The organism is Paenibacillus tyrphae (assembly GCF_024158745.1).
Taxonomy (GTDB): domain Bacteria; phylum Bacillota; class Bacilli; order Paenibacillales; family NBRC-103111; genus Paenibacillus_G; species Paenibacillus_G tyrfis_A.
Window position 1 is genome coordinate 29312 of sequence record NZ_JAMZAW010000003.1, and the last position, 25457, is coordinate 54768.

Here is a 25457-nt window from a genome sequence, read left to right on the forward strand (position 1 = left end):
TCTCTTCTTTATATCTTGCTTTTGATTCCGTTAAGAATGAATTTGGTTGTCAGTTCCACAACCATTTTTTCGGTCTCTGCCGCCGTAGTCTGGTTCGATTCATTCTCGTCCTGAAATACGGGGTCCAGAAACGGGCTGCTGCGCGAAAACACAAGCGTACCTACGATAAAATGCACCGTATGGCGGGTCGAATCGAACTCGAACTGCCCCTTGGTTTTGCCCGCTTCAAGAATGAGACGCAGCTGCCGCCATAGCACATGAATGATCGTCTGCAGCTTCTCCAGCCGCGGGCTCTCCATCATGACCTCCTGCTGTAGGATGTTGATCAGCTCCGGCTCCGCCAAGCGGAAGAGCGCAAACTCCCGGACGAACGCTTGCAAATCCTGCACAGGATCTTCGAGGTCGTACTCCGCTGCCAGGAACGCCGGGGCAAACGTTTCGAACAGTGCGTAGAACACATTCTCCTTGCCGCCGAAATGATAAGACACCAAAGCGAGCGCCACTCCCGCTTCATCGCAAATTTGCCGCACAGTCGTGCCTTCGAAGCCCTTTTTTGCGAACAGCTTCTTGGCGGCGTTCAATATTTTCAGCTTGACGTCTTTTCCCTGCGCTTCTGGTTTCATGAAGACCTCCCTTTCGATTTGAACACGAATTTGAACGTTTGTTTTGAACATTTGTTCAAGCGATCTCTGATTGGTATTTTATACTGGATAATCTAACCTGTCAATAGAAAACTAACCATTTTTTTTGGCAGCTTCAGGTATCCGCTATCCCGCTTCCTACAGTGCCGGACGCTTGTCCATTCGTGCGCCAGCCCGGCCGGCTTGTCCGACTCGCCGCTTGCCTAAGCGGGAGAATTTCGGACGAACGCAAAGAAGCCCGTGCCGAATGCGGCCGGAGCTTCGAAGCTTGACGCAGCGAAGGCGGGCAGAAGGGGCGATTACCCCTTTACGCTACCCGCCGTGACGCCCTCAATAATTTGTTTTTGCAAAAAGGTGAAGATGATAATGATCGGGATGACGCTGATACTGATCGAAGCGCACAGGGCGCCATAGTTCATGTTGAATTTGTCCGCAAACCCGACGACCGCCACTGGCAGCGTCCGGAGCGTCTGTGTAGACAGGAATAGGTTCGCCATGACGTATTCGTTCCAATGGCCGAGGAAGTTAATGATAAACACTGTAACGAGCGTCGGCAGCGACAGCGGGAACACAACTCGGAACAGCAAACCGTAAGCGGACAGCCCGTCCATGATGCCGGCCTCTTCAAGCTCGGTAGGAATAGCTTTCATGAAAGCCGCTACGACAAAGACGGTTAACGGGATCCCAAACGCCATATACGGAATAATGAGCGCCAAAGGGGTGTTGTACAGCCCCATGTCCTTCACCATAATATACAGCGGAATCAGCAGCGAAGCGGGAGGAATGAGCAGCGAGAGCAGCAGCAGCCCGTACACCAGCTTGCTGATCGACGGAAACCGCATTCTCGTGACCGCGAAGGCGATCCCCATGGCAAGCAGCAAGGACCCGACCGTAGCGATGGTAGCGATATAAAGGCTGTTAATAAAATACGTGCCCAAATGCGAATTCGTCAGCGCGCTCTCATAGTGCGAAAAGGAAAACTCCGAAGGCAAGCCCCATGGATTCGTGATGATCTCGTTATTTTTCTTTAAAGACGAGATCACAATGAAGTAAATCGGGTAAACGACGATAAGCACATACGGAATCAGGACGAGATGAGGAATACTTTTGGCCAACGCTTTCTTCATGTCAGTATTTAACCTCCTCTACCCTGCGTGAGAACAGATGGAAAATGAGCGTGACAACAGACGTAAACACAAAAATGATAATCGCAATGGCATTGGCGTAACCGTATTCGCCGGCCGAGTACGCCTGCTTGTACATATACGTGGCCATGACTTCCGAACTGCCGAAAGGTCCGCCGCTGGTCATAATCAATACGATATCCAGCGCCTTCATCGCGCCCGTGATCGACAGCAGCATGACGACGACAATGACCGATCGAATGAGCGGCACGGTGATGTGCCACGCCTTTTTGAAGCCGACGGCGCCGTCGATTTCCGCCGCCTCTAGCACTTCCGAAGGAATCGCGAAGATGGCCGCGAGCACCAGAACAATATAAAATCCGGTCCACTGCCAAGCGTTCGCTACGAGCACCGCAGTCATAGCTGTATCCGGGTTTCCTAACCACGGCTTGGCCACATCGGCGAACCCGGTAGCGCGGAGAAGCTGATTGAGCAGCCCGGCATCCGGTTGGTATATGAATTGCCATATAATCCCAACGGCGGCCGTCGACAGCACGCTCGGCAAAAATACCGATACTTTATAAAGTCCCAACATCTTTTTCGCCCTGCTGATGATAATGCCGACCGCGATAATAATCGGAACCTGAATAATAAGCGAAAATCCGACAAAATAGACGTTATTTTTAAATCCGATCCAAAACTTTTCGTCTTGGAGCGCTTTAAGGAAGTTATCGATTCCGTTGAACACCGGTTCGTTAATCCCGTTCCAGCTTGTGACGGAATATCTTAAAGACGAGAACAGCGGGACGATATAGAACGTCACATACAAAACCAGGGCCGGGACGACAAAAATCAAGTAGGCCACCGGATTCCTCAGCACCTTATTCATGGATCACCCTCCGATAGCAAAATGCGGGCGCCGCGCGATGGCGGCACCCTCGTTTAGCTGTTTATTTTTTTTCGCCGTCGGCTTTATTCGCTTCTTCCTGCGTTTTTTGCATGCGTTCGGCTACTTTCTCCGGTGCGATTTGTCCGCCTAGCAGCTCTTGCATCGAAGTTTCAAGCGTTACCTTCACTTTCGGCTGAACCAAAGCGTCGAACGCCGGGAATGCGCCTTTGGACGACCCTTGAGCGTCGCTGATTTCTTTAACCAGCGGATGCGCGTCATTCGAGCCTTTAACGTTTTTCATGGCCGGAATCCGGTTCGCTTTGTTGAGCTGATCGGCTTGATTTTCAACCGTGTAGAAGTTTTTGATGAACGTTTTCACGGCTTTCAGTTCATTGTCGTTCAGGTGAGCGGAGAAGCCGTAGCCGTTACTCCAGCCGCCGTTGATGTAGCCGTCGCCTTTGCCGCCCACATCCGGGAGACGGAAGAAGCCGACATTGTCTTTCACGGTCGATTTTTCTTTGTCAAGCACTGCGGAAGTCGCCCATGTGCCGTCAAACAGCATAGCGGCCTGGCCTGTGTAAAACTTCGCCTGACCTTCGGCATATTTCAGCCCCAACACGTTAGGATCGATGTAGCCTTTTTCCTTCAATTCCTTCATCCGCTTGAACGCTTCTACAACCGGAGCGTCAGTCCACTTGGTTTTGCCCGGTTTGAAGCCTTCCTGCAGCTCGGTACCGCCTAAGCCGACAAACAAGCTGTTACCGAGCATATTGATGGCCCAAGCGCTCTCAGGTCCGCCGCCCAACGCGATCGGCGTAATTTTTTTCGCTTTCAAAGCTTCGCAGACTTTGAGGAACTCTTCCCAGTTTTTCGGAACCTGTACGCCGGCGTCCTGGAACATTTTCTTGTTGTAGTAGAACCCTTCCACATAACCCGATTCCGGCAGACCGTAGATTTTGCCGTCTACCGTAAATTCACTGAGGTTGTAGAATTGGTCCGACAAACCAAGCTCTTTAAGAATATCGTTCAACGGGAGCAAATGGCCTGCTTTGGCATAGTTCTGGGTATCCGCACCGCCGAATAAGTTGAAAATATGCGGCGGCTTGCCGGAGGACATTTCCGCTTTCAGCTTCACATCGCGGTTGACGGTATCTTCGACGCCGTCGAGGTTCAGCTTGAGTCCCGGAACTTCCTGCTCCGTTTTCGCCGTCACCTTCTGCAGCAGTTCGAGCGTCGATTTCGCCGTGTCCCGGACGTTGATGTGGCGCACCGTCATTTGGAACGAGCCGGCTTTCGCCTCCGTACCGGCTGTCGACTTGCCGGCCTCCGCGCCTTTGTCTTTGTCGTTATTCGCAGCCGGCGCAGAGCTGCCGCAGCCAGCCAGTACGGTGGTCAGCAAGAGCGCTGCGCTTGCGGAACAAAGTACACTTTTCTTCATCTGGGAATCCCCCTAAGTCCATATTTGTATCGGTGACCTTCACCTTGCTTTTATTATAAAATCGCGCCATGACGCGTCACAGGTATACATTTCAACTTTGGTGGGATAAAATTATCTACTTATTATTTATTTCCATTTTTAATAGCGTATTTCTAATAAATAAGGGAAAGCCCGCAGGCTTCCCCGATCTTCTTAACGAATATGGTATAATAAGAAAATGAGTCGTAGAGCGTGGTTGAAGCGCGAAAGAATAGGAGGTAAGAACTATGGAGTGCCGGGTCGGATGCGCCGCTTGCTGCATCGTCATCTCGATTTCCTCGCCGATTCCGGGCATGCCGGAAGGCAAGCCTGCCGGGGTTCGCTGCGTCCAGCTCACGGCGGATAACCGCTGCGGATTGTTCGGGAGCCCGGAACGCCCGGCCGTATGCGGCAGCCTACAAGCCTCGGAAGAGATGTGCGGCCATTCGAACGAAGAGGCCTATGCGTATTTGAAAGCACTGGAGCGGGCGACAAGCTAAGGCTGGGACGGCCTGCTCTCTTGAAGTTCATCAGCCTTATGGAAATGGTTAGAACGTTGCATCGGCTATGAAAGCATCCCCCTATTCTTACCGATGCGAAGAAATTGAGCTGCAACCCCGAATGGATACATTTTGTATCACAAGCAACAGAGCAAACCGCTTAGCAAGGCCGCATCATGTTATTTCGATGTGCGTAAGTAACCTGAGCCGTCACAATTGCCTCCATAATAACATTGTATCGTAAGATAATAATAGTCCGATCTCGGCGCAATCAGATCTCCTCCGGCTTCGCCCCCTACAGGGATATTCACAGAAGCAACTTGTCGTTGTTGACCCCGGTCGTCATATGAAACTAAAATTTCCGTGTATGAACTATCATACATATTTTTCGTTCTGAGATCCTTGTAATGGTATGATATGACCTTCCCTTCGGGAATATAGATTCTAACAGTGTGCGCTAGCTGTGCAAGTTCAGGCACCAGATCGGCCGCTTGACAGTCATAAAGGTTATCGCTGCAATCCCAATACGTCTGATAGGGCGAGGCCAAAGCTTCCCTCGTACCCAAGCCCGTGAAACAAGCTGCACTCAAAAGTATTGCGATTAATTTTTTTAACCCTTGTCCTTGAAAGCTAAAACTCACCTCAAACACTCTCCCGCATAATTAGATTTGAAATCGTTTAAGCTGCATATGTTGTATCGGAAACGGACGGCGCCTTGTCCGAGTTCCTTCGTTCCGCTAATGTAAAATGAAAATTATGGATTTACAGTTCAATATTACCTTTAAATCTTTATAAGTAAATATGCCTCTGGGAGTAGGCTTATAGTTTCAAATCAATCGTCTGAAAAAATTTTGAAATAAAATAAAAAAACCAAGGCGACGCAGCTCTAAAGCCGGTATCGCCTCGGTTTTTGGATATACGGATTTATTTTTTTGCCAGCTGGTGAATCGGATGACCGAGCGCGCCTTCGGCAGCGTCCATCGTGATTTCGCCAAGCGTCGGATGTGCGTGAATCGTCATTGCAATGTCTTCCAGCGTAGCGCCCATCTCGATGCCGAGCGTCATCTCAGCGATCAGGTTGGAAGCTTCCGCGCCAACCACCTGTGCCCCGATCAAAAGGCCGGTGTCTTTGTCGCCGACAAGCTTCACAAAGCCGTCCGTCACGTTCATCGATTGCGCGCGGCCGTTCGCCCCATAAGGGAATTTGCCGGTAAATACGTTGATGCCTTTGGCTTTCGCCTCGGTCTCGCTGAGGCCTACGCCGGCGATTTCCGGATCGGAGAAGACGACGGCCGGAATAACTTTGTAGTCTACAACGCTCGGCAGTCCGGCAATGGATTCTGCCGCCACTTTCGCCTCATACGAAGCTTTGTGAGCCAGCGCCATGCCCGGAACAATATCGCCGATCGCGTAGATATGCGGAACGTTCGTTTGGCATTTTTCGTTCACTTGGATCAAGCCGCGTTCGCCGACCTGTACCCCTGCAAGTTCCAGCGACAAGTCGCCATCGGTATTCGGACGACGGCCGACGGTAACCAGCACGTAGTCCGCGGTGATTTTATGCTCTTCGCCTTTGACGGTGTAGGTTACCGTCACGTCCTTATCCGTTTGCTCGCAGCCTTGAGCCATCGCTTCAGTGACGACCTCGACGCCGAGCTTTTTCAGGTTGCGGGCCACCGGCTGCGACAGTTCTTTTTCGAAGCCCGGCAGGATGGAGTCGGAGCCTTCCAGCACCGTCACTTTCGCGCCGAACTTGGCATACGTTTGCCCCAGCTCGATACCGATATAACCGCCGCCGATGACGACGAGGCTCTTCGGCAGCTCGCTAAGCGACAGCGCTTCGGTCGAGGACAGAATGCGTCCGCCGTACGGGAATGCCTTCAGCTCGATCGGACGGGAGCCTGTCGCAATAATGCAGTAGTTGAAACGGTAACGTGCCGTTTCGTTATCGTTGAAGACGCGCGCTTCATGCTCGTTGATGAACAGCGCCTCGCCGTTAAAGATTTGCAGCTTGTTCCCTTTCAGCAGCATCCCTACGCCGCCGCTTTGCTTCTTGACGATGCCGTCTTTCCACTCTTGGATCTTCGGCCAATCGACGGTCACATTCTCCGCCGAAATCCCGATCGACGTGGCATGCTTCATCACTTCGAAATGATGCGCCGCGGAAATCAGCGCCTTGGACGGAATGCAGCCGCGGTTCAGACACACGCCACCAAGTTCGGATTTGTCCACGATCAGCACGCTTTTGCCAAGCTGAGCTGCGCGGATACCGGCTACATAGCCACCGGGGCCGGCCCCGATGACCAGAACGTCAATTTCAACCGATGCGTCTCCTACTACCATCTCGGATTACACCTCCATGACAAGCAGTTCCGGATCTGCCAGCAGCTGCTTGATATAGTTCATAAAGTTTTGAGCCGTAGCCCCGTCGATAATGCGGTGGTCGAAGCTGAGCGACAGGGCCATGACCGGAGCGATGACGATTTCGCCGTTTTTGACGACCGGCTTCTCGCTGATGCGGCCCGTTCCGAGAATCGCCACTTCTGGGAAGTTGATGATCGGCGTAAAGAACATGCCGCCGGCGGAGCCGATATTCGTAATTGTAATCGTGGAGCCTTTGAGCTCGCTTGGACCGAGCTTGCCTTCGCGGCCGCGTACTGCAAGATCCTTGATCGCGGCGGCAATGGTCCAAATATTTTTGCGGTCCGCGTCCTGGATGACCGGTACGATCAAACCGTTGTCCGTATCCGTCGCGATGCCGACATGGTAGTACTTTTTGTAGACGATTTCCTGCTTCTCTTCGTCGATCATGGCGTTCATCGCCGGGAATTGACGGGATGCCGCCACCAATGCCTTCACGATGAATGGCAGGTAGGTCAGCTTGACGCCTTTCTTCTCGGCAACCGGCTTCGCTTTTTCGCGCAGTGCAACGAGACGGGTCACGTCGACTTCGTCCATCAGGGTCACGTGCGGAGCGGTATAAGCGCTCTTGACCATCGCATTCGCGATCGCCTTGCGGATACCTTTCAGCGGTACGCGCTCTTCCTCGCGGTCGCCGCTGACCGACGCTGCTGCCGAAGGCGCAGCCGCGTTTGCTGCCGGAGCCGTTGCCGCCGGTGCATCAGCCGCTTTCGGCGCACCGCCGCCGGAAACGAAGCCGAGCACGTCTTCGCGCGTCACGCGTCCGTTCTTGCCTGTCGCGGTAACCTCCGCGATGTTGACGCCCTTGGCGCGCGCCAGCTTGCGTACGCTTGGCGTCGCAAGCACTTCGCCAGCGCTGCCAGCCGCTTGGGCTCCGCCGGCCATCGGCGTATCCAGCTTCGAGGCGTTCACGTTCGCCGCTACGGCGCCGCCAACCGCGCATTCTGCGCCGCCTTGCGCAGCCGAAGCTTCCGCTGCCGCCGGAGTCGCCGCTTGTGCAGCGCTCGGCGCTTCACTGTGGCCATGGGCCTGCTGCGGCACCTCGCCGGTCACTTCGATGACGGCGATCACGTCGCCGATCGTACATACCGTACCTTCGGAGACCTTGAGCTCGATGATTTTCCCTTCTACCGGAGAAGGTACTTCCACCGTCGATTTATCGTTCTGAACGTCCATCAGGATCGTTTCGTCATTTACCGTATCGCCGGGTTTTACGTGCCATTTCACGATCTCGCCTTCGTGAATGCCCTCGCCCAGCTCGGGAAAGCGGTATTCAAAGTTTGCCATCGGTTACTCACCGTCCTCGCGTCTTAGTAAAATATTAGAAATCCAGTACTTGATTCAGGCCTTTGACGATACGGGCCGGATTCGGAAGCCATTGATCCTCGACTTGCGCAAAAGGATACACCGTATCCGGAGGCGTTACACGCAGCACCGGCGCTTCGAGATGCAGAATCGCCTTCTCGTTGATTTGCGCGATAACTTCCGCCGCAATACCTGCCGTTTTTTGCGCTTCCTGCACGACGATCGCACGGTTCGTTTTCTTGATCGACTCGACGATGGTGTCGATGTCCAGCGGCATCAGCGTACGCAGGTCAATAACTTCGACTTTCGCGCCGCGCGTCTTCTCGATCTCCTCGGCCGCTTTGAGCGAAGTGTGTACCATGGCGCCATAAGTAATGATCGTGACATCGGAGCCTTCGCGAACGACGTTCGCCTTGCCAATCGGCACCGTATATTCGCCTTCCGGCACTTCCGCGCGGAACGAGCGGTACAAGTTCAGATGCTCCATGAAGAACACGGGATCGTTGTCGCGAATCGCCGAAATAAGCAGCCCTTTCGCATCGTAAGGGTTAGAAGGCACGACAACTTTAATACCCGGCGTTTGCACCATCAGCCCTTCCAGCGGGTCGGTGTGCAGCTCTGCCGCTTTAACGCCGCCGCCGAAAGGCGTACGGATCGTAATCGGCGCGTTGTAACGGCCGCCGGAACGATAGCGCATGCGCGCCGCTTGTACGGCGATTTGGTCGAACGCTTCAAAAATAAAGCCGACAAACTGGATTTCCATGATCGGACGGAAGCCTTGAGTGGACATCCCGACCGCCATCCCGCCGATCGCGGATTCCGCAAGCGGCGTATCGAATACGCGGTTCTCCCCGAATTCGGCCTGCAAGCCTTCCGTTGCGCGGAATACGCCGCCGACCTTACCTACGTCTTCCCCGAATATGACCACGTTAGGATCGCGCTGGAGCTCGACTCGCATCGCGTCCTTGATCGCTTGAATCATTGTCATTTGAGCCATGGCTGAAAGTTCCTCCCCTTTTACGCTAAGTAATCCGCTTTTTGCTCTTCCAAATGCTGCGGCGTCGTTTCGAACATGCTGTCGATCAAGCCCGGAACCGTCATTTTTTCCGTTTCTTCGGCCTTCTTGATCTGCTCAGCGACGGTGTTTTTCGCATCCTCGACGACTTTGGCTTCTTCCTCTTCAGACCACAAGCCTTTGGAAACGAGATACGCGCGGAAGCGGTTCAGCGGATCCTTAAGCTCCCATTCAGCCGTTTCTTCTTTTGTGCGGTATTTGGACGGGTCGTCACCGGACATGGAGTGCGGCAGGAACCGGTAAGTAATCGCCTCGATCAACGTCGCGCCTTCGCCCTTGCGGCCGCGCTCCGCTGCGTCTTGAACGGCTTTGACTACCGCGAGCACGTCCATCCCGTCGACTTGTACGCCTTCGATTCCCGCAGCAACCGCCTTGTGCGCTACGGAAAGCGCAGCCGTTTGCTTGGAGAACGGCGTCGTAATGGCGTAGCCGTTATTTTGCACCATGAAAATCGCCGGCAGCTTGAACGCCCCCGCGAAGTTCATAGCTTCGTAGAAATCGCCCTCGGACGAACCGCCGTCACCGGTGTACGTAATGGAAACGCGCTGCTCTCCGCGCTGTTTGAATGCCATCGCCACGCCCATCGCATGCAAATATTGCGCGCCGATGATGATTTGCGGCATGAGAACATGAACGTCTTGCGGAATTTGTCCGCCGTGCTGATGTCCGCGCGAATAAAGGAACGCTTGGTACATCGGCAGACCGTGCCATACGAGTTGCGGCATGTCGCGGTAGCCCGGGCAGATGAAATCGTCTTTGTTCAGCGCGAATTCGCTGCCGATCATCGTTGCTTCCTGGCCGGAAACCGGCGCATAAAATCCGAGGCGTCCTTGACGCGTTAAATTGACAGCGCGTTGGTCCCACGTACGCGTGAACACCATGCGGCGCATTATTTCTTTCAATTGGTCATCCGTCAGATTCGGCATAGCTTCGGGATTCGTAACGGTACCGTCGGTGCCCAGAACGGACAACGGCTGTACTTCCTGTACGCCCACAACATAAGGCTTGCTCATTTCCATATTCACCTCAGCGATAGATTTTGAAGGGATGTCGAAATTGGGGTGTTTCTGTTATAGTATTATTATAAACCTGTTTTAGTGATTTGCACAAGAACATACTTGTAAAATATGATTTCTTTTCGATTAGACGTATATAACAGTTTCTAAAAAATAATAATACAGATTAATAAAATCCATAAAACTATTATAATACACTGGGAGGTTTGTCACATGGACGACAGCTTGTACTACAAGCGTACCATCGTAAAAGAAACCGTATTTTCCCGCGCTCTCGGGCAGGAAAGATCGCTGCGCATTTACCTTCCGCCGGGCTACAACGAGCTATTGTCATATCCTGTCATCTATTGCCAGGACGGCGAAGATTTTTTTAATTTCGGGCGCATCGCCACGACGATGAACCGGCTTATCTTCGATGATAATGTGGAGCCCGCCATCATCGTCGGCGTAGACGTAGACAAAACGGTCCGCACTTCCGAGTACGCGCCCGAGGGAGAGCGTTTCGCCGCTTACTGCGCGTTTTTTGCCGAAGAGCTGATCCCGTTTATAGAAGATCATTACCCGGTCCGCGCCGATTTGAACGAGCGGATCTTGGCCGGCGATTCGCTCGGAGGCACCGTATCGCTGCATCTTGCCTTAGATTATCGTAGCCTTTTTTGCCAAGTTATATCCTTGTCCGGCGCATTTTTACAATCGACGCAGGAGCGGATCGAAGCCGAGGACGACTTGTCGTGGCTGAAGCTGTCCATGGTCATCGGGCTCGACGAGACGGAAGTGACGACGGAGCGCGGGACATTCGATTTCGTAGAAGCGAACCGCAAAACAAAACAGCTCCTCGTCACGAGAAGCTGTTCGCTGCATTATGAAGAAAAGCCGGGAAAACACATTTGGGGCTTCTGGCAAAATGAACTGCCGGGCATGCTGAAGCGATTTTTGACCTGAATCCGTTACAAAGCCTCTTATTCCCCGGACTCCTTCCCGCGAATGCCGTAACGCTCGCGGAGCATAGCTGCCATTTCCCGCACCCGGGAGGCTTCCGGGACCCACAGTCCCGCAGCCGCCCGCTCCATCCCTTCGGGGGTTTGACGCTCGCGCACGACCCGCTTCACCGCCTCGATGAACTTGAGCGCCGCGCCGCCACCCAGATCGGTCAGCTCTTCCAAGCTGGCCATGCTGTCGGCCGTCACCTGCGGAAAATCGATATCCTGCGCGCCGGCGGAAGCCCGCTCGTAAAATTCGCGCGCTTGCTGCGCCTTCTCCGCCCCGGCCCCCTCGGCAATAACGAACGCCTGCACGACGTACGCATGAGCTTGTCGCCGCTGGGCGATGCCGCAAAATTTGCGGCCGCCGATACTCAGATCGTAATCTCCGGGACAGTAGGCCCCTTCAATCTCCCCTTTGCGCACTTCGCATCCGGTCGCTTGAAGCGCCAGCCGGATCAGCTCGAACATCCGTTCGAAGTCGTCGCGAAAGTCGATTTCCCCGGCCCGGCGCTTCGGCATGATCAGCGACACGTTGACGACGCCCAAATCAAGCGGCACCGCCGCGCCGCCCGAATTGCGGACGACGACATTGTAGCCTTGCGCCTCCAGATGCCGGGCCGCTTCTGCCGCACCGGGCAGCCGGCTGTCGCGCAGACCCATGACGAACGCGCGCGGGTGACGCCACAGATGGCACAGCGGCGCCCCGCCTTCCCCCACGTGCTTGCACAACAGCTCCTCCAGCGCAAACGGGTACAGCACGTCCTGCTCCGTTACGTCTTGCGAACGGTCCAGCAGCAGCAGATCCGAAAGCCCGTTCTTCTGCGGCTGCGTCATCTCTTGCTTGTCCATAGCGGCTAACCCGCTCCTTTCCTGATTCCGCTTCGCGGGCTCGTCTAAGCTACCCCCATTCTAAAAGGGTCCGGCGGCCGTTGCAAGTACCCGGTTTCACCCCTCCCTGTGTGCTCACGGCAAAGGCCCGGTTTTTCTGCCGCCGGAAAGCGATCCGTGCTACAATGGAAAGGACTTGTCACAAACCTGCCCGCCGTCTCGTCTTATCTTCTTATGAGCGAACCGCGCTGAAGCCGGCAGTTCGATTTTTACCGCAAAGGAGAACCCGCCCATGACGCAGCTTCCGTTGGAAGACTGGTATACCGAGTATAAACCGCTGTTGTTTTCCATCGCCTACCGGATGCTGGGGTCGGTGTCCGAAGCGGAGGATATCATCCACGATCTGTTTCTGGCCGTATCCCGCACGGACCCGGGCGCGATTCAGAACCCAAAGGCGTATTTGTGCAAATCCGTTACCCGCCGCTGCATCGATCAGCTCAAATCCGCCCGCTCCCGCAGGGAAGTATATGTCGGGCCGTGGCTTCCCGAGCCGCTGCAAACTTCGGACAAGGATGATCCGCTGCTGCAGGCAGCCCGGAACGACGACATTTCCTTTGCTTTTCTGCTGCTGCTGGAGCAGCTGAACCCGGTTGAACGGGCGATTTTCGTTCTGCGCGAAGCGTTCGATTACGATTATAAAGAAATCGCCGACATGCTGGATAAAAGCGAAGCCGCCTGCCGTAAAACATACAGCCGCTTGAAGCAAAAACTGCATGCTGCAGAGGCCCGCCCCCCTCAGCCCTGCCTCCCGGAATCGGAATCGCTCGTCCGCAGCTTTTTGAAGGCGGTCAGCACGGGAGACGTGCTTCAGTTCATCCATCTGCTGACGGAGGATGCCGTCCTGTATTCCGATGGCGGCGGCAAGGTGCGCGCGGCGCTCCGGCCGATACTCGGCGCAGACCGAATCGCTGCCTTTCTGCTCGGCATAGCGTCCAAAGGCACCGTCCTGACGCGGAGCGCTCCCGTTGCGCTCAACGGCGGAGCCGGGCTGCTGGTTGAAGGCTCCCGCTCCCGCATCGCCATCTTGTTCGAATTCGAAGATACGCGGATCCGGACGATGTATTTTGTGAACAATCCGGATAAGTTGAACCATCTGCCGGAACCCTCGGAGCTTTAGACAGCTGCAGCTGCAGCAAAAGCAAAAAACTCGAATTTCCCCTGAACTGCGGGAAGCCGAGTTTTTTCATATCTTATCATCGCCGCGGCGCTACGAACGCTCTTCGAGTCCTTCGATTTTTGCTTGGCCCCACGGGGCAACTTTCATGTGCACGATTAACCGGCTTGCCTTATCCTCAAGCGATTTGCCGGTCCCTTCGGGCACGTAATATTTTTCCACTCCGTATTTGACGAAAATCTCTTCGCTCCAACGATTGTCGATCCGGCCTTTCATCACAACCTCGCCTTCCTGCACCGCGGGCTTCGAGCCATATGCGGCCACCGGCTGGGCAATGCCGTCCGCTCCCGGTTTCAAAACCACGTAGACGGGTTGGCCTTTTTCCGGCTTCCGTGCCGTTTCTTTCCACAGCGACGGGTCAAGACGGCTGATGTCATAGCCGAGGGTCACGTAATCGCCGTACAGCAAATCGCGCGGATCCACCGGTACCGTTCGGACGCGGATGTCCTTTCCGAACCAGCCAATCGCGTAGAAGGAAAGGGCGATTCCAATCAGCACAAGCGCCTGCAGCAGAACGATGCCGGCCGTAAGCAGCGAACGTCGTTTGCCACCGGTAACAGCATTGTCAGACATGTCCGTTCCCCTCCTTCGAATCGTCGAAAAACCGTTTTTTCCGCCGGTTCAGGAACCAGCTCAAGCCGATGAGTATACAGCCTCCGAGAATGAAAAACAGCGATTTATCCATAAAGTCCCAGGTTAGTTTGCCGTATGCCACCATCGTGCTGCAGATGAACAGAACCGTTCCGAAGTTGATCTTGAACCGCCATTCCTCGGCATAGCCGCGCCACAGCACGTACAGCGAGAAGAAAAACAGCGCAAGCAGGTACAGAACGTCGACGCCGGAAGGCAAGTAAACGAACGGTGCGAGCAAAATCCATTCGAAGGCGCTGGACGCCCGGCCGTTTCGCAGCTTGCCGGCCATCGAGACGGCAAAGAGAAGGACAAGCGCCCCGAAGTAATAGAGCGGTTTAGCCAGCAGCCAACCGTCATCGACAGCCCATCTTTCATGTCCGATCATCACCATGACGATCGCGAAAATAAATGCTGCGGCAAGCGGAGCCGTCTGCAGCGCATAGCCTCCATGGCGTTCGTCCTTCAGCCAATCACCGAGGACATAAAGCGCCATGGCCGGAATAAACATCCAGAGGAACGGCACGTCCGCCGCGATCGCCCACATCAGCGCCTGCACCGTGACGCTTAAGCTGAAGCACCAGATCAGCAGCGGATGACGCCGTTTCCAGCCGTAAAACCCGAGACCTGCCACCAGAAGCGCGAACGCGGTATAACTGAAGTAATCGAACTCTGCAACGCTATACAATTGGGCAATATCAAAAAGAAGCAGACTTAGCAAATACAAGTAACGGCTGCGGTATATAAAGGTCGCGGCCATTCCCGCACATGCCCATAAAATAAACGTTCCCGCGTTGTAAGCGACCAAGTGAAACATCTGGCCGATCAGCACGATGCCTCCACCAAAGCTGACGACCCCGAGGCTGATCAGCGCGATGCCCAGCTTATCGTGACCGCGCCGCAGCGCCAGCTCGCCTCCGGCGTAAAAGCCCATCATCAGTAGTACGATCATGGCAAGGCGGACAAGCTGCGGGATATCCTGCCAGTTCGCTGCTATAAAACTGAGAATGCCCAGCCCGACCAAAATACTTCCGAGGATCGGCAGCAAGCCGACGGCATGATTTTTCGTTTCGTACATGCTTAGAAGCTGATCTGCCTGCTCGCGGGTAACGATGCCCCGCTCCACCCAAATCGGGGTTTCTTTCTCCAACCATTTTCGGCTCATCGGAATGCACCCCTTGTTTGCGTAATATCTTGTGCGAGTGTTGATACCTCAAGTATATCCCGTCCGAGAGGAAAAGGAAGTACTAACTTCCGCTAGTACTATGAACGTTAGTTCCCCTCGAAACATGCACAAAATTCAATCGCATCGTACGCTTCTTTACCCGACCGGCCGATCCAACCTCATCCTGCATTCGCAGGATGAGGTTGGATCGAACAAAAACCATCAAGGATAAAAGGTGCTCTGCGGCGTCGTTGTCGGACACCAGCGGGAGTTGAGCAGGAAACGGATCAGCGCGTCCTTGGCCGAGTCGGTGCCGATGTAATGCAGTGCTTCGGCTGCGTGCGCCCGAACGTATCGATTGTCATCCTCCAGCGCCTTCTCAAGCTGCGGCACCGCTGCTTCCCCTGCCGCCCCGACGCGGCACAATGCCAAGCCGGCCATGAAGCGGACTTGAACATCCTCATCTTGAAGGCAGCGAATCAAGGCGGAGACAACGTGGTCCGCGGGTGTGCCGATCATCCCGAGCGTCTCGGTGACCGTCTGCCGGACCGGTGGGGACGGATGATCGAGCAGCTTGACCAGCGACGGTACGGCTTGCTCCGCCAAGTGCCTCAATTCGCCGAGCGCATAGGCCGCGTGGACGACCGTCTCGTCCCGGTCGCTGCCCAGCGCTTGTTCGAGCGGCGCGACCGCTTCGGCCCCGGCAACCGCCAAGCCGTAAGCCACCGTACGGGAAACCTTCACATCATCGTGATGCAGACCGCGTATCAACACTTTTACCCCTTCGGAGCCCATGCCTGCAAGCTCGTATGCGGCGTTCAAAGCATTTGGCTCGTACGGATCTTCCAGTTTTGTCGCTGTCTCTTGAACCGCTCCCGCTCCTGAATCGAGAGCTCCCGCCAAGCTCCCCAGCCGGCCAGATAACCAATTCCACGTCTCCTGCCACATGGCTTCATGCTCCACAATCGGCGTGCTGAACGAGGCCGGTCGCTTCCATTCAGGTTCCCGGCAATTCCAGCTCGGAGCTTGCGGCGCTTCCGTCCGCATAAACTCGAACTTGAGCATGTACCTGTGCCGTCCGAGAAGATTCGGGGTCGACCGGTGCCAGATGTCATAATGGATCAGCGCAAAAGTCCCCGCTTTGCCGCTCGCTACCGCCTCGCCCTCCGGATTGTCCGCTTCGAAGGTCCGGCTCTCGTAATTTTGCGTGCCAGGCATGATCCCCGTCGGTCCGAGTTCCACGGGCGTGTCTTGAGGAAAATACATAATCATTGCCCACCACGGATGATGATTGCGCATTTTTTTGTAGCCCCAATAGCTGTCTTTATGCCAGCCTCCGGCCACGGGAGAAGCATTATAATGTCCGTGACGGTGCGCGTGCAGCATATAATTCGGCCCCAGAACGCTGGTGAGCGCTCCCGTAACGACCGGATGATCGAATACTTTCTGCAGTTCGCGAATGCGCGGCAGCAGATTATTCCCCGGGTTCCCTTCATGCTCGTACACGTGATTCAACTGATCCGTTAATGCAAGGTGAAACGATTCGGGGAAATCCGTTTGCAGAATCAGGAAACCTTCGGTTATAAACGTTCTCATTTGCTCATCGGTCAACAAAACAGGAGTTGGACGGCTCATTCCTTTTTCCTCCCAGGAAGTGAAGTATGACGATGCCCTCATTATAGGGAAGAATCCGAGCCCCGCACATGCAGGAAGGTAATTTGGATTTGCACAAAAATAAGGATTTTTTCGACGCTAATTCCATTCCTTGCGCATATTTTATTTTTACAAATGGTCCGATATAATGGTAGAATAGCTATTTTGAACCACACACCGGAGGGAAATTCCCCATATGATGTCCAGACGACAATTTGTCAAGCGCATGCTCGCTTTCCTTGCCGTCCTGTCCGGGGGCGGATACGCCGCATCCCGCATGCTGGAAAAAGAGACGCCGAACGCGGCAACCTTGCCTACGGCCAACGCCGCCGAGAGCGGCCAAGACGCAGATCCCACGCTGCTGCTCTCCTTTTTCCTGCTTAGCGATTTGCATATCTCGGTAGCCGACGATGCGATGGAAAAAAAGCTGCATCTGGCGCTGAAGGACATTAGCTCGTTCGAATCCGATGTGGATGCGATCGTGCTCGGCGGCGATTTGACCGATTTCGGCCGAACGATCGAATACAAACGGTTGAAGGCGGTCATGGACGCTTACAAGCTGCCTCCGGTTTACGCCAATATGGGGAATCACGATTATTATGATATTTGGCTGACATCCGAAGGCGCCTTTTCTACGGAAACGATGCCGAACGGCAAGACCGATGCCATGTCCAGAGAGCGGTTCCTGAAGTTTTTTGGCTACGAGAAGCCTTATTTCGATGTGTGGGTTAACGACGTTCATTTGATTTTACTTTCGCAGGAAGTCTATGTGCAGGAAAAGCCGGAAGTCGGCGAAGGCGCATGGTATTCCGACGAACAGCTCGCTTGGCTTGCGGAGACGATGAAAATCCATAATGACGGACGTCCGGCTTTCGTTTTCATTCACCAGCCCTTGCCCGATCCCGGCACCGACGGGGGCTCGCACCGGTTGATCCGCGCCAAGCGGTTCCGTGCCATTCTTGAGCCGTACCGCAACGTGTTCGTGCTGTCCGGGCATTCTCACCGCAATTTCGAAGGCGAGGATCATTATAACCGGCAGAACACATTCCACTGGTTCAACAACGCCTCGGTGGGCAAAACGCGCCCGAAAGCCGACGGGAAAGCCAAATCGCCGTCACAGGGCATGTATGTGCAGGTTTACCGGAACAAGGTTGTGGTCAAAGGACGGGAATTCTCCGACCGTTCATGGATTGACGCTGCCGTCTGGACGGTACCGCTGAAAGGCACAGCTCCAGTCAAAGCCTAGCTTACGCTATATTTGCAAGATCGTTCTTTATGAAGAACGTCTCCGACGATAAACGCAGCTCTGTATAACCAATCACTTGACTCAAGGCCGGAGAGACTTCTCAAAACACGCTGCCAAAAGGTGATGACATTGAACTTGCTCCACCAATTGCTGTTAAACATGCTTATCATAATTACGCCGGTCATGCTGTATCATGTTTTTTGGATTGACCGTCTGCAGCATGTGAACGTGCGTACGAACCAGATCATCGTTACCGTCATCTGCACGGTCGCCTCTTTGGTCAGCATGATGCACCCGTTCGAGCTCTCCTCCGGATATTTGTTCGATTTCCGCTTGATTCCGCTCGCCTTGTGCTTTTTTTATGCCGGACCCTTGCCGGCTCTAGGCGTAGCCGCCATTATTATGGCCTACCACTGGAAGTCGGAACGGTACGGACTTCATACGCTGCCGATTTCCCTCGGCTTCAATCTCATTCTACTGTGGTACTGCAAACGCCGGATCGCCGATGCGGCCCGGCTGCTCAATACCGCGACAGCGGCCGGACTGGGATTCGTTTTGTCATTGATTACGGCATTTGTCGCCTTGTTCTCGCTATGGGTGGAGCACATTCCAGTTACCGGATATTTTTTCCTGTTTTTTGCTTTGTTCAGCCTCATCCATTCGTTTACCGCCGGACTTGTTGTCTATATCATCAGGCAGATCAAGCGAAATATCGAATTGCGCAAGCAACTGCAGCATAACGATAAAATGAATATGCTGAGCGAGCTGGCGGCCTCCTTCGCTCACGAAATCCGCAATCCGATGACGGTCGCCCGCGGGTTCGTGCAAATGATGCGTCAAAACGACTTGGCGGAAGACAAACGGCAAATTTACAGCCAGATGGTCTTGGAAGAAGTCGATAAAGCACAGGCGATCATTAACGATTACTTATCCTTCGCCAAGCCCCAGCTGGAAGAGATCCAGCTCGTGGACGCCAAGCCGCTTATTTTACAGACGGTCCAAACGCTGCAGTCGTACGCCGATCTTCGGGGCGTATTGGTGGAAACGCAGTTGCAGGACAAGCTGATGATCAGCGCCAATCCGGATAAGTTCGCACAGTGCATCATGCATTTGTGCAAAAACGGCATTGAAGCGATGCCCGGTGGAGGAAAGCTGCAAATCGTCGGCGTGCTGCAAAATCAAACAGTGTGCATCGACATTATCGATCAAGGAATCGGCATGACGCAGGATGAAGTCGGACGGCTCGGCACGCCGTTCTATTCCACCCGCGGCAAAGGGACCGGCCTCGGCATGATGGTCACCTACCGGGCCATTCAAAACATTCACGGCCGGATCGACGTGACGAGCGAAGTGGGCAAAGGCACCTGTTTCTCGATTTTGATTCCGTCGCTGCACTCCTCTACCTATCATTAACCCCAATGAAAAAAGGCTGAGTCTTCGCCGTACATCTCGCGAAAACGCAGCCTCTTGCAATACCCCTTCATGATCACTCCTACTTTTCAGAACTATCAGCCAAAATATCCATCACTTCCTTAAAAAGCGGAATCGCCCTATGGCTGCCCCCTTCCGGGACGTTCTGGACGAGCACCGCTGCGGCATAGCGAGGCTTTTCCGCAGGACCGTAGCCGATAAACCAATGATTCTCGCCGGGGCGTCCATTTTTTAACTTGACCTGCGCCGTCCCCGATTTCCCAGCTAAGCTCCATTTCGCCGAACGCAGCGCCTTCCCGGTGCCATGCTCCACCGTCGCGGCCATCCAACCCAGCAGCCGCTTCGCCGTCGCCGGCTTGATAGGTTTAGCAGCCTGCTCAAGCTCATGAGACGGGAACGACTGGTATAACCGATCGTTCCGGAACCGGATTTCCCGCACGATTCGCGGCGACGCTACTTTCCCTTGATTATACAGCGTCACGACCAAGTTAGCCGCTTGCAGCGGCGTCATTAGCACGTCCCGCTGTCCGATGGCCGTCTGCACCAGCGCTCCTTCGTCCGACTTGTCCGATGCAGCGGCATAGATTTGCCCCTGCTCCTCGGCATCCCATTGCCGAAAAGCCTTCCGGTGCGGCACGTCTCCGCTCCAGCCGACGTGCATTTCCAGCCCGAGCCTGTGCGCGTAAGCCTCCAGCTTGTTTCCCCCAAGCCGCTGCGCCACCTTCGCAAACACGATGTTGCACGACTGGGTGAAGCCTTCTTCCAACGTAAGCTTACCGTGCCCTTCCTTCTTCCAGCAGGTGAAGCCGTATTTGCCAAGTGCGCCTGTGCACTCGAACGTTTCGTCCGCCTTAACCGCCTTCTCTTCCAAGGCAGCGGCGGCAGTCACGGTTTTAAAAATCGATCCGGGGGCGACCGCTTTTAGTGCCTTGTTGCTCCAATTTCCTCGGGCCAGATCGACATGCTCCGGTTGGAATGCGGGCGTGCCGGCCATCGCGATCGTATCCCCATTTCGAATATCCAATACGACAACGGCGCCTTCCGTCACGTGCAAGCGCTCCAAGCTCCGTTCGACTCGCCGCTGTATCCCGGAGTCGAGGGTAGTGACGACTTTAAGCGGATAATACGGATTGCTCGGAGCGATTTGGCGCGTATCGAGTCCGGGCAGCGGACGTTTCAAGCCGTCGGTAAAAAGCGAAACGTAGGACGGCCCGATGCCCTGTAGCCAAGATTCAAACGTTTTTTCCAGCCCGGAATTGCCGATTTTGCTCGTGAGCTGCAGCTCTCCCTTATGGAATTGGTCGGTGAACTGCCGCGTAATCCGCTCGGGATTTTGCCCGATGAAGCCGAGCACCTGGCTTGCCTGCTGCCGCTCGGCATAGCGCTGCTTGAAGGTCATCGCCCGAACGGATTTCAGACCTAAAGCCTCGATCTTGACCGCCTGAGCGGCCGTTAAAGGGACCGGGCGGCCGGACACGGACCAAATGGCCGGACCTTTCAACTGGCGGACAAAAGACTGCCAAGCGGAAAGCGGAGCGTTTACGATAGTTGCCACCCGGTCCATCGCAGCAGCCGTATCGTTCCCCGCAGACGCTTCTTCGCGGATGGGGAAAACGACCAACACCTTCTGCTCCGTTCCCGTCAAAGGAACGCCGTTTCGGTCCGTAAAATCGCCCCGTCCGCTATCGAGCACAAGACCTTGGGCCCGCTGAATGACCGAATTTTCCACCAAGTCGATCTTTCGTTCCGTCAAGCTGCGGGAAGCCGCCACTTGAATCCAGAACAACCGTAAATTCCAAGCGGCCAAAACCCCGATGATGAGGAGCAATACGATAAAAATCCGGTTCTTTTGCAGCTTTGTTCCGTTGTCCATCCCGAGCACCCGCCAGTACCTTGTATGATGATACAAGTATGGTCAGGAAGCTCCCCCTGCAAACGATCCAAACAAAAGGCGCCTTCCCCGAATGGAGAAGACGCCGTATAAACCAACTTTAAACCTGGAATTTCGACAACTGTTCCTTCAACGAATTCGACAGCCCCTCGAGACTGTCGGACAGCTTCACAAGACCGGAGCTGATGCTCATTTGCTCCGAACTCAAGGATGCCACCTCTTGCGAAGTCGCGGACGATTCTTCGGCCACAGCGCTGACGTTAGACATCGCATCGCTCAGCACCATCTGCGACGCTTCAAGCTCGCTGATCGATTCCGTTACTTCGGACAACCGTTCAATGAATTCGCCCATCTGCGAATCGACTTGCTTAAAGATCGAATCGGCTTCTTTCACGGATTCGATTTGCTCCTGGAAAATCGGGTAAGCCTGCGAAAGCACGTTAACCGTCTCGTCAATTTCTTTCTGAATCGTTTCGGTAATTTGGCCAACGATCGCGATCGATTGTCTGGATTGGTCGGCCAGCTTGCGGATTTCGTCCGCGACGACCATGAAGCCTTTCCCCGCCGCACCGGCCCGGGCCGCTTCAATCGTAGCATTCAACGACAAGATGTTCGTTTGCTTCGTCATGTTGCTGAGCACGTCCAAAATTTTGCGAATGGAGCGCGTGCTTTCCTTCAGGTTATCGACCTTCTCCACCATCGAGCGGGTCATCGCTTCCGTTGCGTTTGTTTTGCCGATCAGCTCGGACATATATTCGATCCCTTGCTTACTCGACGCTTGAACTTCCGAAGCCGCGGAACCCATGACAATGTTGGCGTCAACCACGCTTTTCATCTGCATGCCGATATTGTGAGTCAGCTCGTTGCCGCGCTCGGATTCCACAGCCAGGCTGGATGCGCCGCTGGCGATCTCTTCCGTAGCGACGGCGATTTCTTTCGCCGACGTAGCCGTTTTCTTCGAAGCGTCCGACAAGCTCCCCGCCGTTTGCAGTACCTCTTGAGCGGAATGATTCGTTTGCTGCACCAGCGTCGTAATTTTTTCCATCATCTGGTTGAAGCTTTGACCAAGCTGCCCGATCTCGTCCTGGCTCGTGACGGTCATCCGCACCTTCAGATTGCCCTGCTCTCCTTCTTTCATCAGGTTGCGAAGCTGAACGACGGGCCGACCGATCATTCGTACGATAAAGTATCCGATCACAACCGCGATAATCATCGCCACAAAAGCCATCAACCAAGTCATGCCGAAGATGACTCCCGCATCCTTCACGAGCTCCGCCACCGGCATCGCGCCGACCAACAGCCAGTTCGTTTTGGCCGATTTGAAATAAACGAGCTGCATATCCTGCTTGTTGTTTTGCAGCTTTCCTTTGTCTTCGGCAAAAGCTTCCTTCGTTACCCCAAAATCGCTCGGCTTGCCGATTTCCGCAGCGTCATGGCTATAGATGTAATTCATCTCAGGCGTGACGATGACCGTCTTTCCGCCTTCGCCCATCGAGATTTGGCCGAGCTCCTTACCGACCGCCTCCAGATTGATCTCCAGCAGAAGCACGGACTGCACGGCATTGGTCGTCGTGTTCTTCAGCACGCGGCCCAAACCGAACGAAGCTGTTCCCGCATTGCCCAGCGAATCCGAGTAGCCCTTCGCTCTGGATTCCAGCCAGGTCGCTTTGCCGTTGCCATCGACGATCTTTTTGAACCAATCTTCCTGCGCCAGACTTTCTTTACTCATTTGCGAGCCGGCCGAAGCCACAGGTTCTCCGCTTGCTTTAAACAGATAGATTGATTTAAGCGTTTTATTCGAGTACGAATAAACGTTCAGCTTGTCGCCGAGCTTCTGCCGGAGCTGGAGAAAATCGTAGCTGTTTTTGTTCACGGTATCCATATCCGCAAGCAGCTTTTTCAAATCTTCGTCCAGCAAAATTTGCATTGACAAGTCTTCATACGTGGCGTAGAGTAGATCGAGCTTTTGCCCGGCTTGCGTAATGGTTCCTTCCGACGCATCGGCCACCTTTTTCTGAATAACGCCTTTGGAGATGTTATAAGAAGTCAGACCTACGGTCAACACGAAAAACAAGATGCTGATAAAAAAGATAAGGAACAGCTTGCCCCCTACCGACCTCAACAAGTTCATTAGACCTACTTCCTTCAGCGAATCCACGACTTTAGAAGCACGCGAACCTTCGGAACGATTCGGGTCGGACGAATTGGAGCGCCCATTTTTCAACGATTTGCCGGCTTTTTGCAGGCTGGCTTTAAGTGAAGACCATTGATCCTTCACAGGAAACACCACCTAGATATGTATTAGTTTGATAAGTATGCAAGCATTTAACCGGTTAATCTTGGTATTCGACATGAAATGTCAAAATCCCTTTACTTCATTGGGTTGCGATCGAAAAAAAATGTTAGTTCCACCGCCTCAATTCAAAATCACCTTACGAAATATATAAATTTTTAATTAATAAAAAAAGAGTATCTTTATCTATATCGGGACCAAGTAGGTAAAATGTTATAGATATTTAAACAAAAAATGCGACTACATGACCGAAGGCGCATACTTAGGCCATTGGGCCGACTCCGCACACCGGGATAAATCTCTGCAAATGCAAAAAAGCCCCGTCCCTAAAGGACGGAGCCGTCGTCAAGCAGCGGTTATGCCGCGGCCATTACGATTTTCTCATCTTTTTGCGCATCATATCAAACGGACGGACCGGCTGCTCCACCTTCATCCGGATGAGCTGCAGCGGATGCCGCGCAGCGTCGAGCGCTTTGCCCTCTTCATCCTGCAGCTCGCCCACCGCCTGCTTGAAGAACGTGCCCTTCGGACCGAAGAACTCCACTTCCTGCCCCGGCTTAAAATGATTCCGCTGCTGGATGAGCGCGGTCTGCGTCGCTTCGTCGTACTCCATCACAACGCCGACAAAATCGTACGGAGCCGCTTTGTCCTCGGGCTCGAAGATGTGGTCCTCATGCCCCGGACGGTCGTAGAAAAACCCGGTATTGAGCGGACGGTTAGCCGCCTTCTGAATCTCATACAGCCATTCCGGCTTCATTTCGTAATGCTCCGGATCGGCAAAATACGCATCGATCGCCTGACGGTACGCATTGACGACCGTGGCCACATAGTGAACGCTCTTCATGCGGCCTTCGATTTTGAAGCTGTCGACGCCGGCGCGAATCAGCTCCGGAACGTACTCGATCATGCACAGATCCTTCGAGCTCATCGAGAACGGATTGTCGCCCGTTTGGAACAGCGGAATTTCCTTGATGCCGATCTGCGGTCCGCTCAGCTCTTCCTCGGTAGTAAACAGATCGTATTTCCAGCGGCAGGACTGCGAACAGCCGCCGCGGTTCGAGTCGCGGTCCGTAAAATGGTTCGACAGTACGCACCGTCCCGAATAGGAGCTGCACATCGCCCCATGGACGAAAACTTCGATCTCCATACCGACGTGCGTCTTGATCTCGACGATTTCTTCCATGGTTGCCTCGCGGGCAAGCACGACCCGGTCGATGCCCTCTTCTTTCCAGAACTGTACGGCCTGCCGGTTCATTGTAGACTGCTGGGTGCTCAGGTGAATTTCCAGCTTCGGAGCCGCGCGCTTGCACGTCTCGATAATAATCGGGTCCGCCACGATAATCGCATGTACGCCCGCATCTTGAATGCCGCGAAGATAATCTTCCAGGCCCGACAAATCTTCGTTGTGGGCATAAATATTCGTCGCGACGAATACTTTGGCGCCGTATTTCTCCGCAAACTCGACGCCTTCCCGCATTTCCTCGAAGGTGAAGTTGTCCGCGTTCGACCTGAGCCCGTATTGCTGCCCGCCGATATAAACCGCATCCGCCCCGTAATGAACGGCGAACTTCAGCTTTTCCAGGCTTCCGGCCGGCGCGAGCAGCTCGGGCTTCTCGAACCGCACTCGCTTGCCGAGCAGCTCTTGCTTCAACAATGTCATTTTATTCCACCTCGCT

Annotated in this window: 20 protein-coding genes; 5 read left to right on the plus strand and 15 right to left on the minus strand. The window is 54.2% G+C overall.

The features are described 5' to 3' along the window. Positions 1-8: 8 nt before the first annotated feature. The 4 genes from NI000_RS05330 to NI000_RS05345 form a co-directional block, all read right to left on the minus strand. Positions 9-623: a TetR/AcrR family transcriptional regulator gene (locus NI000_RS05330; protein WP_253408455.1), complete on the minus strand. Its 615-nt coding sequence runs from the start codon at positions 621-623 to the stop codon at positions 9-11. 317 nt (positions 624-940) lie between these two features. Next, the gene (locus NI000_RS05335) at positions 941-1768 is read right to left on the minus strand and encodes a carbohydrate ABC transporter permease (protein WP_054976296.1); all 828 of its coding nucleotides are present in this window, start codon (positions 1766-1768) and stop codon (positions 941-943) included. 1 nt (position 1769) lies between these two features. Then, positions 1770-2654 (minus strand): carbohydrate ABC transporter permease, encoded by an 885-nt coding sequence (locus NI000_RS05340; protein ID WP_216796292.1) that lies wholly within the window; start codon positions 2652-2654, stop codon positions 1770-1772. A gap of 61 nt (positions 2655-2715) precedes the next feature. Beyond that, positions 2716-4092, minus strand: coding sequence for an extracellular solute-binding protein (locus NI000_RS05345; RefSeq protein ID WP_253408457.1), 1377 nt, complete (start codon positions 4090-4092; stop codon positions 2716-2718). Between the two features lie 266 nt (positions 4093-4358). Here NI000_RS05345 and NI000_RS05350 point away from each other — a divergent pair, with 266 nt between their 5' ends. Continuing rightward, a complete protein-coding gene (locus tag NI000_RS05350; RefSeq protein WP_253408460.1) occupies positions 4359-4610 on the plus strand; it encodes a YkgJ family cysteine cluster protein in 252 nt (83 codons plus the stop codon). Positions 4611-5534: 924 nt separating this feature from the next. Here NI000_RS05350 and lpdA read toward each other — a convergent pair. Genes lpdA through pdhA form a run of 4 tightly spaced genes read right to left on the minus strand, consistent with a single transcriptional unit; the run spans position 5535 to position 10424 of the window. After that, positions 5535-6953, minus strand: coding sequence for a dihydrolipoyl dehydrogenase (gene lpdA, locus NI000_RS05355; RefSeq protein ID WP_253408462.1), 1419 nt, complete (start codon positions 6951-6953; stop codon positions 5535-5537). A gap of 6 nt (positions 6954-6959) precedes the next feature. Then, positions 6960-8318: a dihydrolipoamide acetyltransferase family protein gene (locus NI000_RS05360; RefSeq protein ID WP_253408464.1), complete on the minus strand. Its 1359-nt coding sequence runs from the start codon at positions 8316-8318 to the stop codon at positions 6960-6962. A gap of 34 nt (positions 8319-8352) precedes the next feature. Then, a complete protein-coding gene (locus NI000_RS05365) occupies positions 8353-9333 on the minus strand; it encodes an alpha-ketoacid dehydrogenase subunit beta (RefSeq protein WP_253408466.1) in 981 nt (326 codons plus the stop codon). A 20-nt stretch (positions 9334-9353) separates the two neighbouring features. Beyond that, positions 9354-10424, minus strand: a complete 1071-nt coding sequence (pdhA, locus tag NI000_RS05370) for a pyruvate dehydrogenase (acetyl-transferring) E1 component subunit alpha (RefSeq protein ID WP_253408468.1) — start codon at positions 10422-10424, stop codon at positions 9354-9356. Positions 10425-10640: 216 nt separating this feature from the next. On the opposite strand from pdhA, the gene NI000_RS05375 reads away from it, so the two are divergent. Continuing rightward, a complete protein-coding gene (locus NI000_RS05375) occupies positions 10641-11369 on the plus strand; it encodes an alpha/beta hydrolase (protein WP_253408470.1) in 729 nt (242 codons plus the stop codon). Positions 11370-11386: 17 nt separating this feature from the next. On the opposite strand, the gene NI000_RS05380 is transcribed toward NI000_RS05375, so the two are convergent. Continuing rightward, positions 11387-12259: a lipoate--protein ligase family protein gene (locus tag NI000_RS05380; protein WP_253408472.1), complete on the minus strand. Its 873-nt coding sequence runs from the start codon at positions 12257-12259 to the stop codon at positions 11387-11389. Positions 12260-12530: 271 nt separating this feature from the next. Between NI000_RS05380 and NI000_RS05385 the strand changes: the two genes are divergently transcribed. After that, positions 12531-13415 (plus strand): RNA polymerase sigma-70 factor, encoded by an 885-nt coding sequence (locus tag NI000_RS05385; protein WP_253408474.1) that lies wholly within the window; start codon positions 12531-12533, stop codon positions 13413-13415. 90 nt (positions 13416-13505) lie between these two features. On the opposite strand, the gene NI000_RS05390 is transcribed toward NI000_RS05385, so the two are convergent. The 3 genes from NI000_RS05390 to NI000_RS05400 all read right to left on the minus strand — a co-directional run bounded on the left by NI000_RS05390 (position 13506) and on the right by NI000_RS05400 (position 16902). After that, positions 13506-14045 carry a GDYXXLXY domain-containing protein gene (locus NI000_RS05390; protein WP_253408476.1) on the minus strand — a complete coding sequence of 180 codons (540 nt, stop codon included), beginning with the start codon at positions 14043-14045 and terminating at the stop codon, positions 13506-13508. Continuing rightward, complete coding sequence (locus NI000_RS05395) at positions 14038-15267, minus strand: DUF2157 domain-containing protein (protein WP_253408478.1); 1230 nt, start codon at positions 15265-15267, stop codon at positions 14038-14040. Before NI000_RS05395 ends, NI000_RS05390 begins: the two co-directional genes overlap by 8 nt. Before the next feature lie 222 nt (positions 15268-15489). Then, the gene (locus NI000_RS05400) at positions 15490-16902 is read right to left on the minus strand and encodes a HEAT repeat domain-containing protein (RefSeq protein WP_253408480.1); all 1413 of its coding nucleotides are present in this window, start codon (positions 16900-16902) and stop codon (positions 15490-15492) included. Positions 16903-17119: 217 nt separating this feature from the next. On the opposite strand from NI000_RS05400, the gene NI000_RS05405 reads away from it, so the two are divergent. Beyond that, positions 17120-18166 (plus strand): metallophosphoesterase family protein, encoded by a 1047-nt coding sequence (locus tag NI000_RS05405; protein ID WP_375540948.1) that lies wholly within the window; start codon positions 17120-17122, stop codon positions 18164-18166. Between the two features lie 159 nt (positions 18167-18325). After that, on the plus strand, positions 18326-19579 hold the full coding sequence (locus NI000_RS05410; RefSeq protein ID WP_253408484.1) for an ATP-binding protein: 1254 nt from the start codon (positions 18326-18328) through the stop codon (positions 19577-19579). Positions 19580-19658: 79 nt separating this feature from the next. Here NI000_RS05410 and NI000_RS05415 read toward each other — a convergent pair whose 3' ends face one another. From NI000_RS05415 to NI000_RS05425, 3 genes are all read right to left on the minus strand, one after another. Further along, positions 19659-21470, minus strand: coding sequence for a peptidoglycan D,D-transpeptidase FtsI family protein (locus NI000_RS05415; RefSeq protein WP_253408485.1), 1812 nt, complete (start codon positions 21468-21470; stop codon positions 19659-19661). A gap of 118 nt (positions 21471-21588) precedes the next feature. Continuing rightward, positions 21589-23766 carry a methyl-accepting chemotaxis protein gene (locus NI000_RS05420; protein WP_253408487.1) on the minus strand — a complete coding sequence of 726 codons (2178 nt, stop codon included), beginning with the start codon at positions 23764-23766 and terminating at the stop codon, positions 21589-21591. Positions 23767-24151: 385 nt separating this feature from the next. Continuing rightward, positions 24152-25441, minus strand: coding sequence for a peptidase U32 family protein (locus tag NI000_RS05425; protein ID WP_253408489.1), 1290 nt, complete (start codon positions 25439-25441; stop codon positions 24152-24154). Positions 25442-25457: the final 16 nt, after the last annotated feature.

Bases quoted from the DNA above. Each gene is read 5' to 3' on its own strand.
- NI000_RS05385 (WP_253408474.1), top strand. From the start codon at position 12,531: ATGACGCAGCTTCCGTTGGAAGACTGGTATACCGAGTATAAACCGCTG.
- NI000_RS05400 (WP_253408480.1), bottom strand. From the start codon at position 16,902: ATGAGCCGTCCAACTCCTGTTTTGTTGACCGATGAGCAAATGAGAACG.
- NI000_RS05405 (WP_375540948.1), top strand. From the start codon at position 17,120: ATGTCCAGACGACAATTTGTCAAGCGCATGCTCGCTTTCCTTGCCGTC.
- lpdA (WP_253408462.1), bottom strand. From the start codon at position 6,953: ATGGTAGTAGGAGACGCATCGGTTGAAATTGACGTTCTGGTCATCGGG.
- NI000_RS05390 (WP_253408476.1), bottom strand. From the start codon at position 14,045: ATGTCTGACAATGCTGTTACCGGTGGCAAACGACGTTCGCTGCTTACG.
- NI000_RS05395 (WP_253408478.1), bottom strand. From the start codon at position 15,267: ATGAGCCGAAAATGGTTGGAGAAAGAAACCCCGATTTGGGTGGAGCGG.
- NI000_RS05360 (WP_253408464.1), bottom strand. From the start codon at position 8,318: ATGGCAAACTTTGAATACCGCTTTCCCGAGCTGGGCGAGGGCATTCAC.
- NI000_RS05335 (WP_054976296.1), bottom strand. From the start codon at position 1,768: ATGAAGAAAGCGTTGGCCAAAAGTATTCCTCATCTCGTCCTGATTCCG.
- NI000_RS05340 (WP_216796292.1), bottom strand. From the start codon at position 2,654: ATGAATAAGGTGCTGAGGAATCCGGTGGCCTACTTGATTTTTGTCGTC.
- NI000_RS05425 (WP_253408489.1), bottom strand. From the start codon at position 25,441: ATGACATTGTTGAAGCAAGAGCTGCTCGGCAAGCGAGTGCGGTTCGAG.
- NI000_RS05410 (WP_253408484.1), top strand. From the start codon at position 18,326: ATGCTTATCATAATTACGCCGGTCATGCTGTATCATGTTTTTTGGATT.
- NI000_RS05345 (WP_253408457.1), bottom strand. From the start codon at position 4,092: ATGAAGAAAAGTGTACTTTGTTCCGCAAGCGCAGCGCTCTTGCTGACC.
- NI000_RS05365 (WP_253408466.1), bottom strand. From the start codon at position 9,333: ATGGCTCAAATGACAATGATTCAAGCGATCAAGGACGCGATGCGAGTC.
- pdhA (WP_253408468.1), bottom strand. From the start codon at position 10,424: ATGAGCAAGCCTTATGTTGTGGGCGTACAGGAAGTACAGCCGTTGTCC.
- NI000_RS05380 (WP_253408472.1), bottom strand. From the start codon at position 12,259: ATGGACAAGCAAGAGATGACGCAGCCGCAGAAGAACGGGCTTTCGGAT.
- NI000_RS05350 (WP_253408460.1), top strand. From the start codon at position 4,359: ATGGAGTGCCGGGTCGGATGCGCCGCTTGCTGCATCGTCATCTCGATT.
- NI000_RS05330 (WP_253408455.1), bottom strand. From the start codon at position 623: ATGAAACCAGAAGCGCAGGGAAAAGACGTCAAGCTGAAAATATTGAAC.
- NI000_RS05375 (WP_253408470.1), top strand. From the start codon at position 10,641: ATGGACGACAGCTTGTACTACAAGCGTACCATCGTAAAAGAAACCGTA.
- NI000_RS05415 (WP_253408485.1), bottom strand. From the start codon at position 21,470: ATGGACAACGGAACAAAGCTGCAAAAGAACCGGATTTTTATCGTATTG.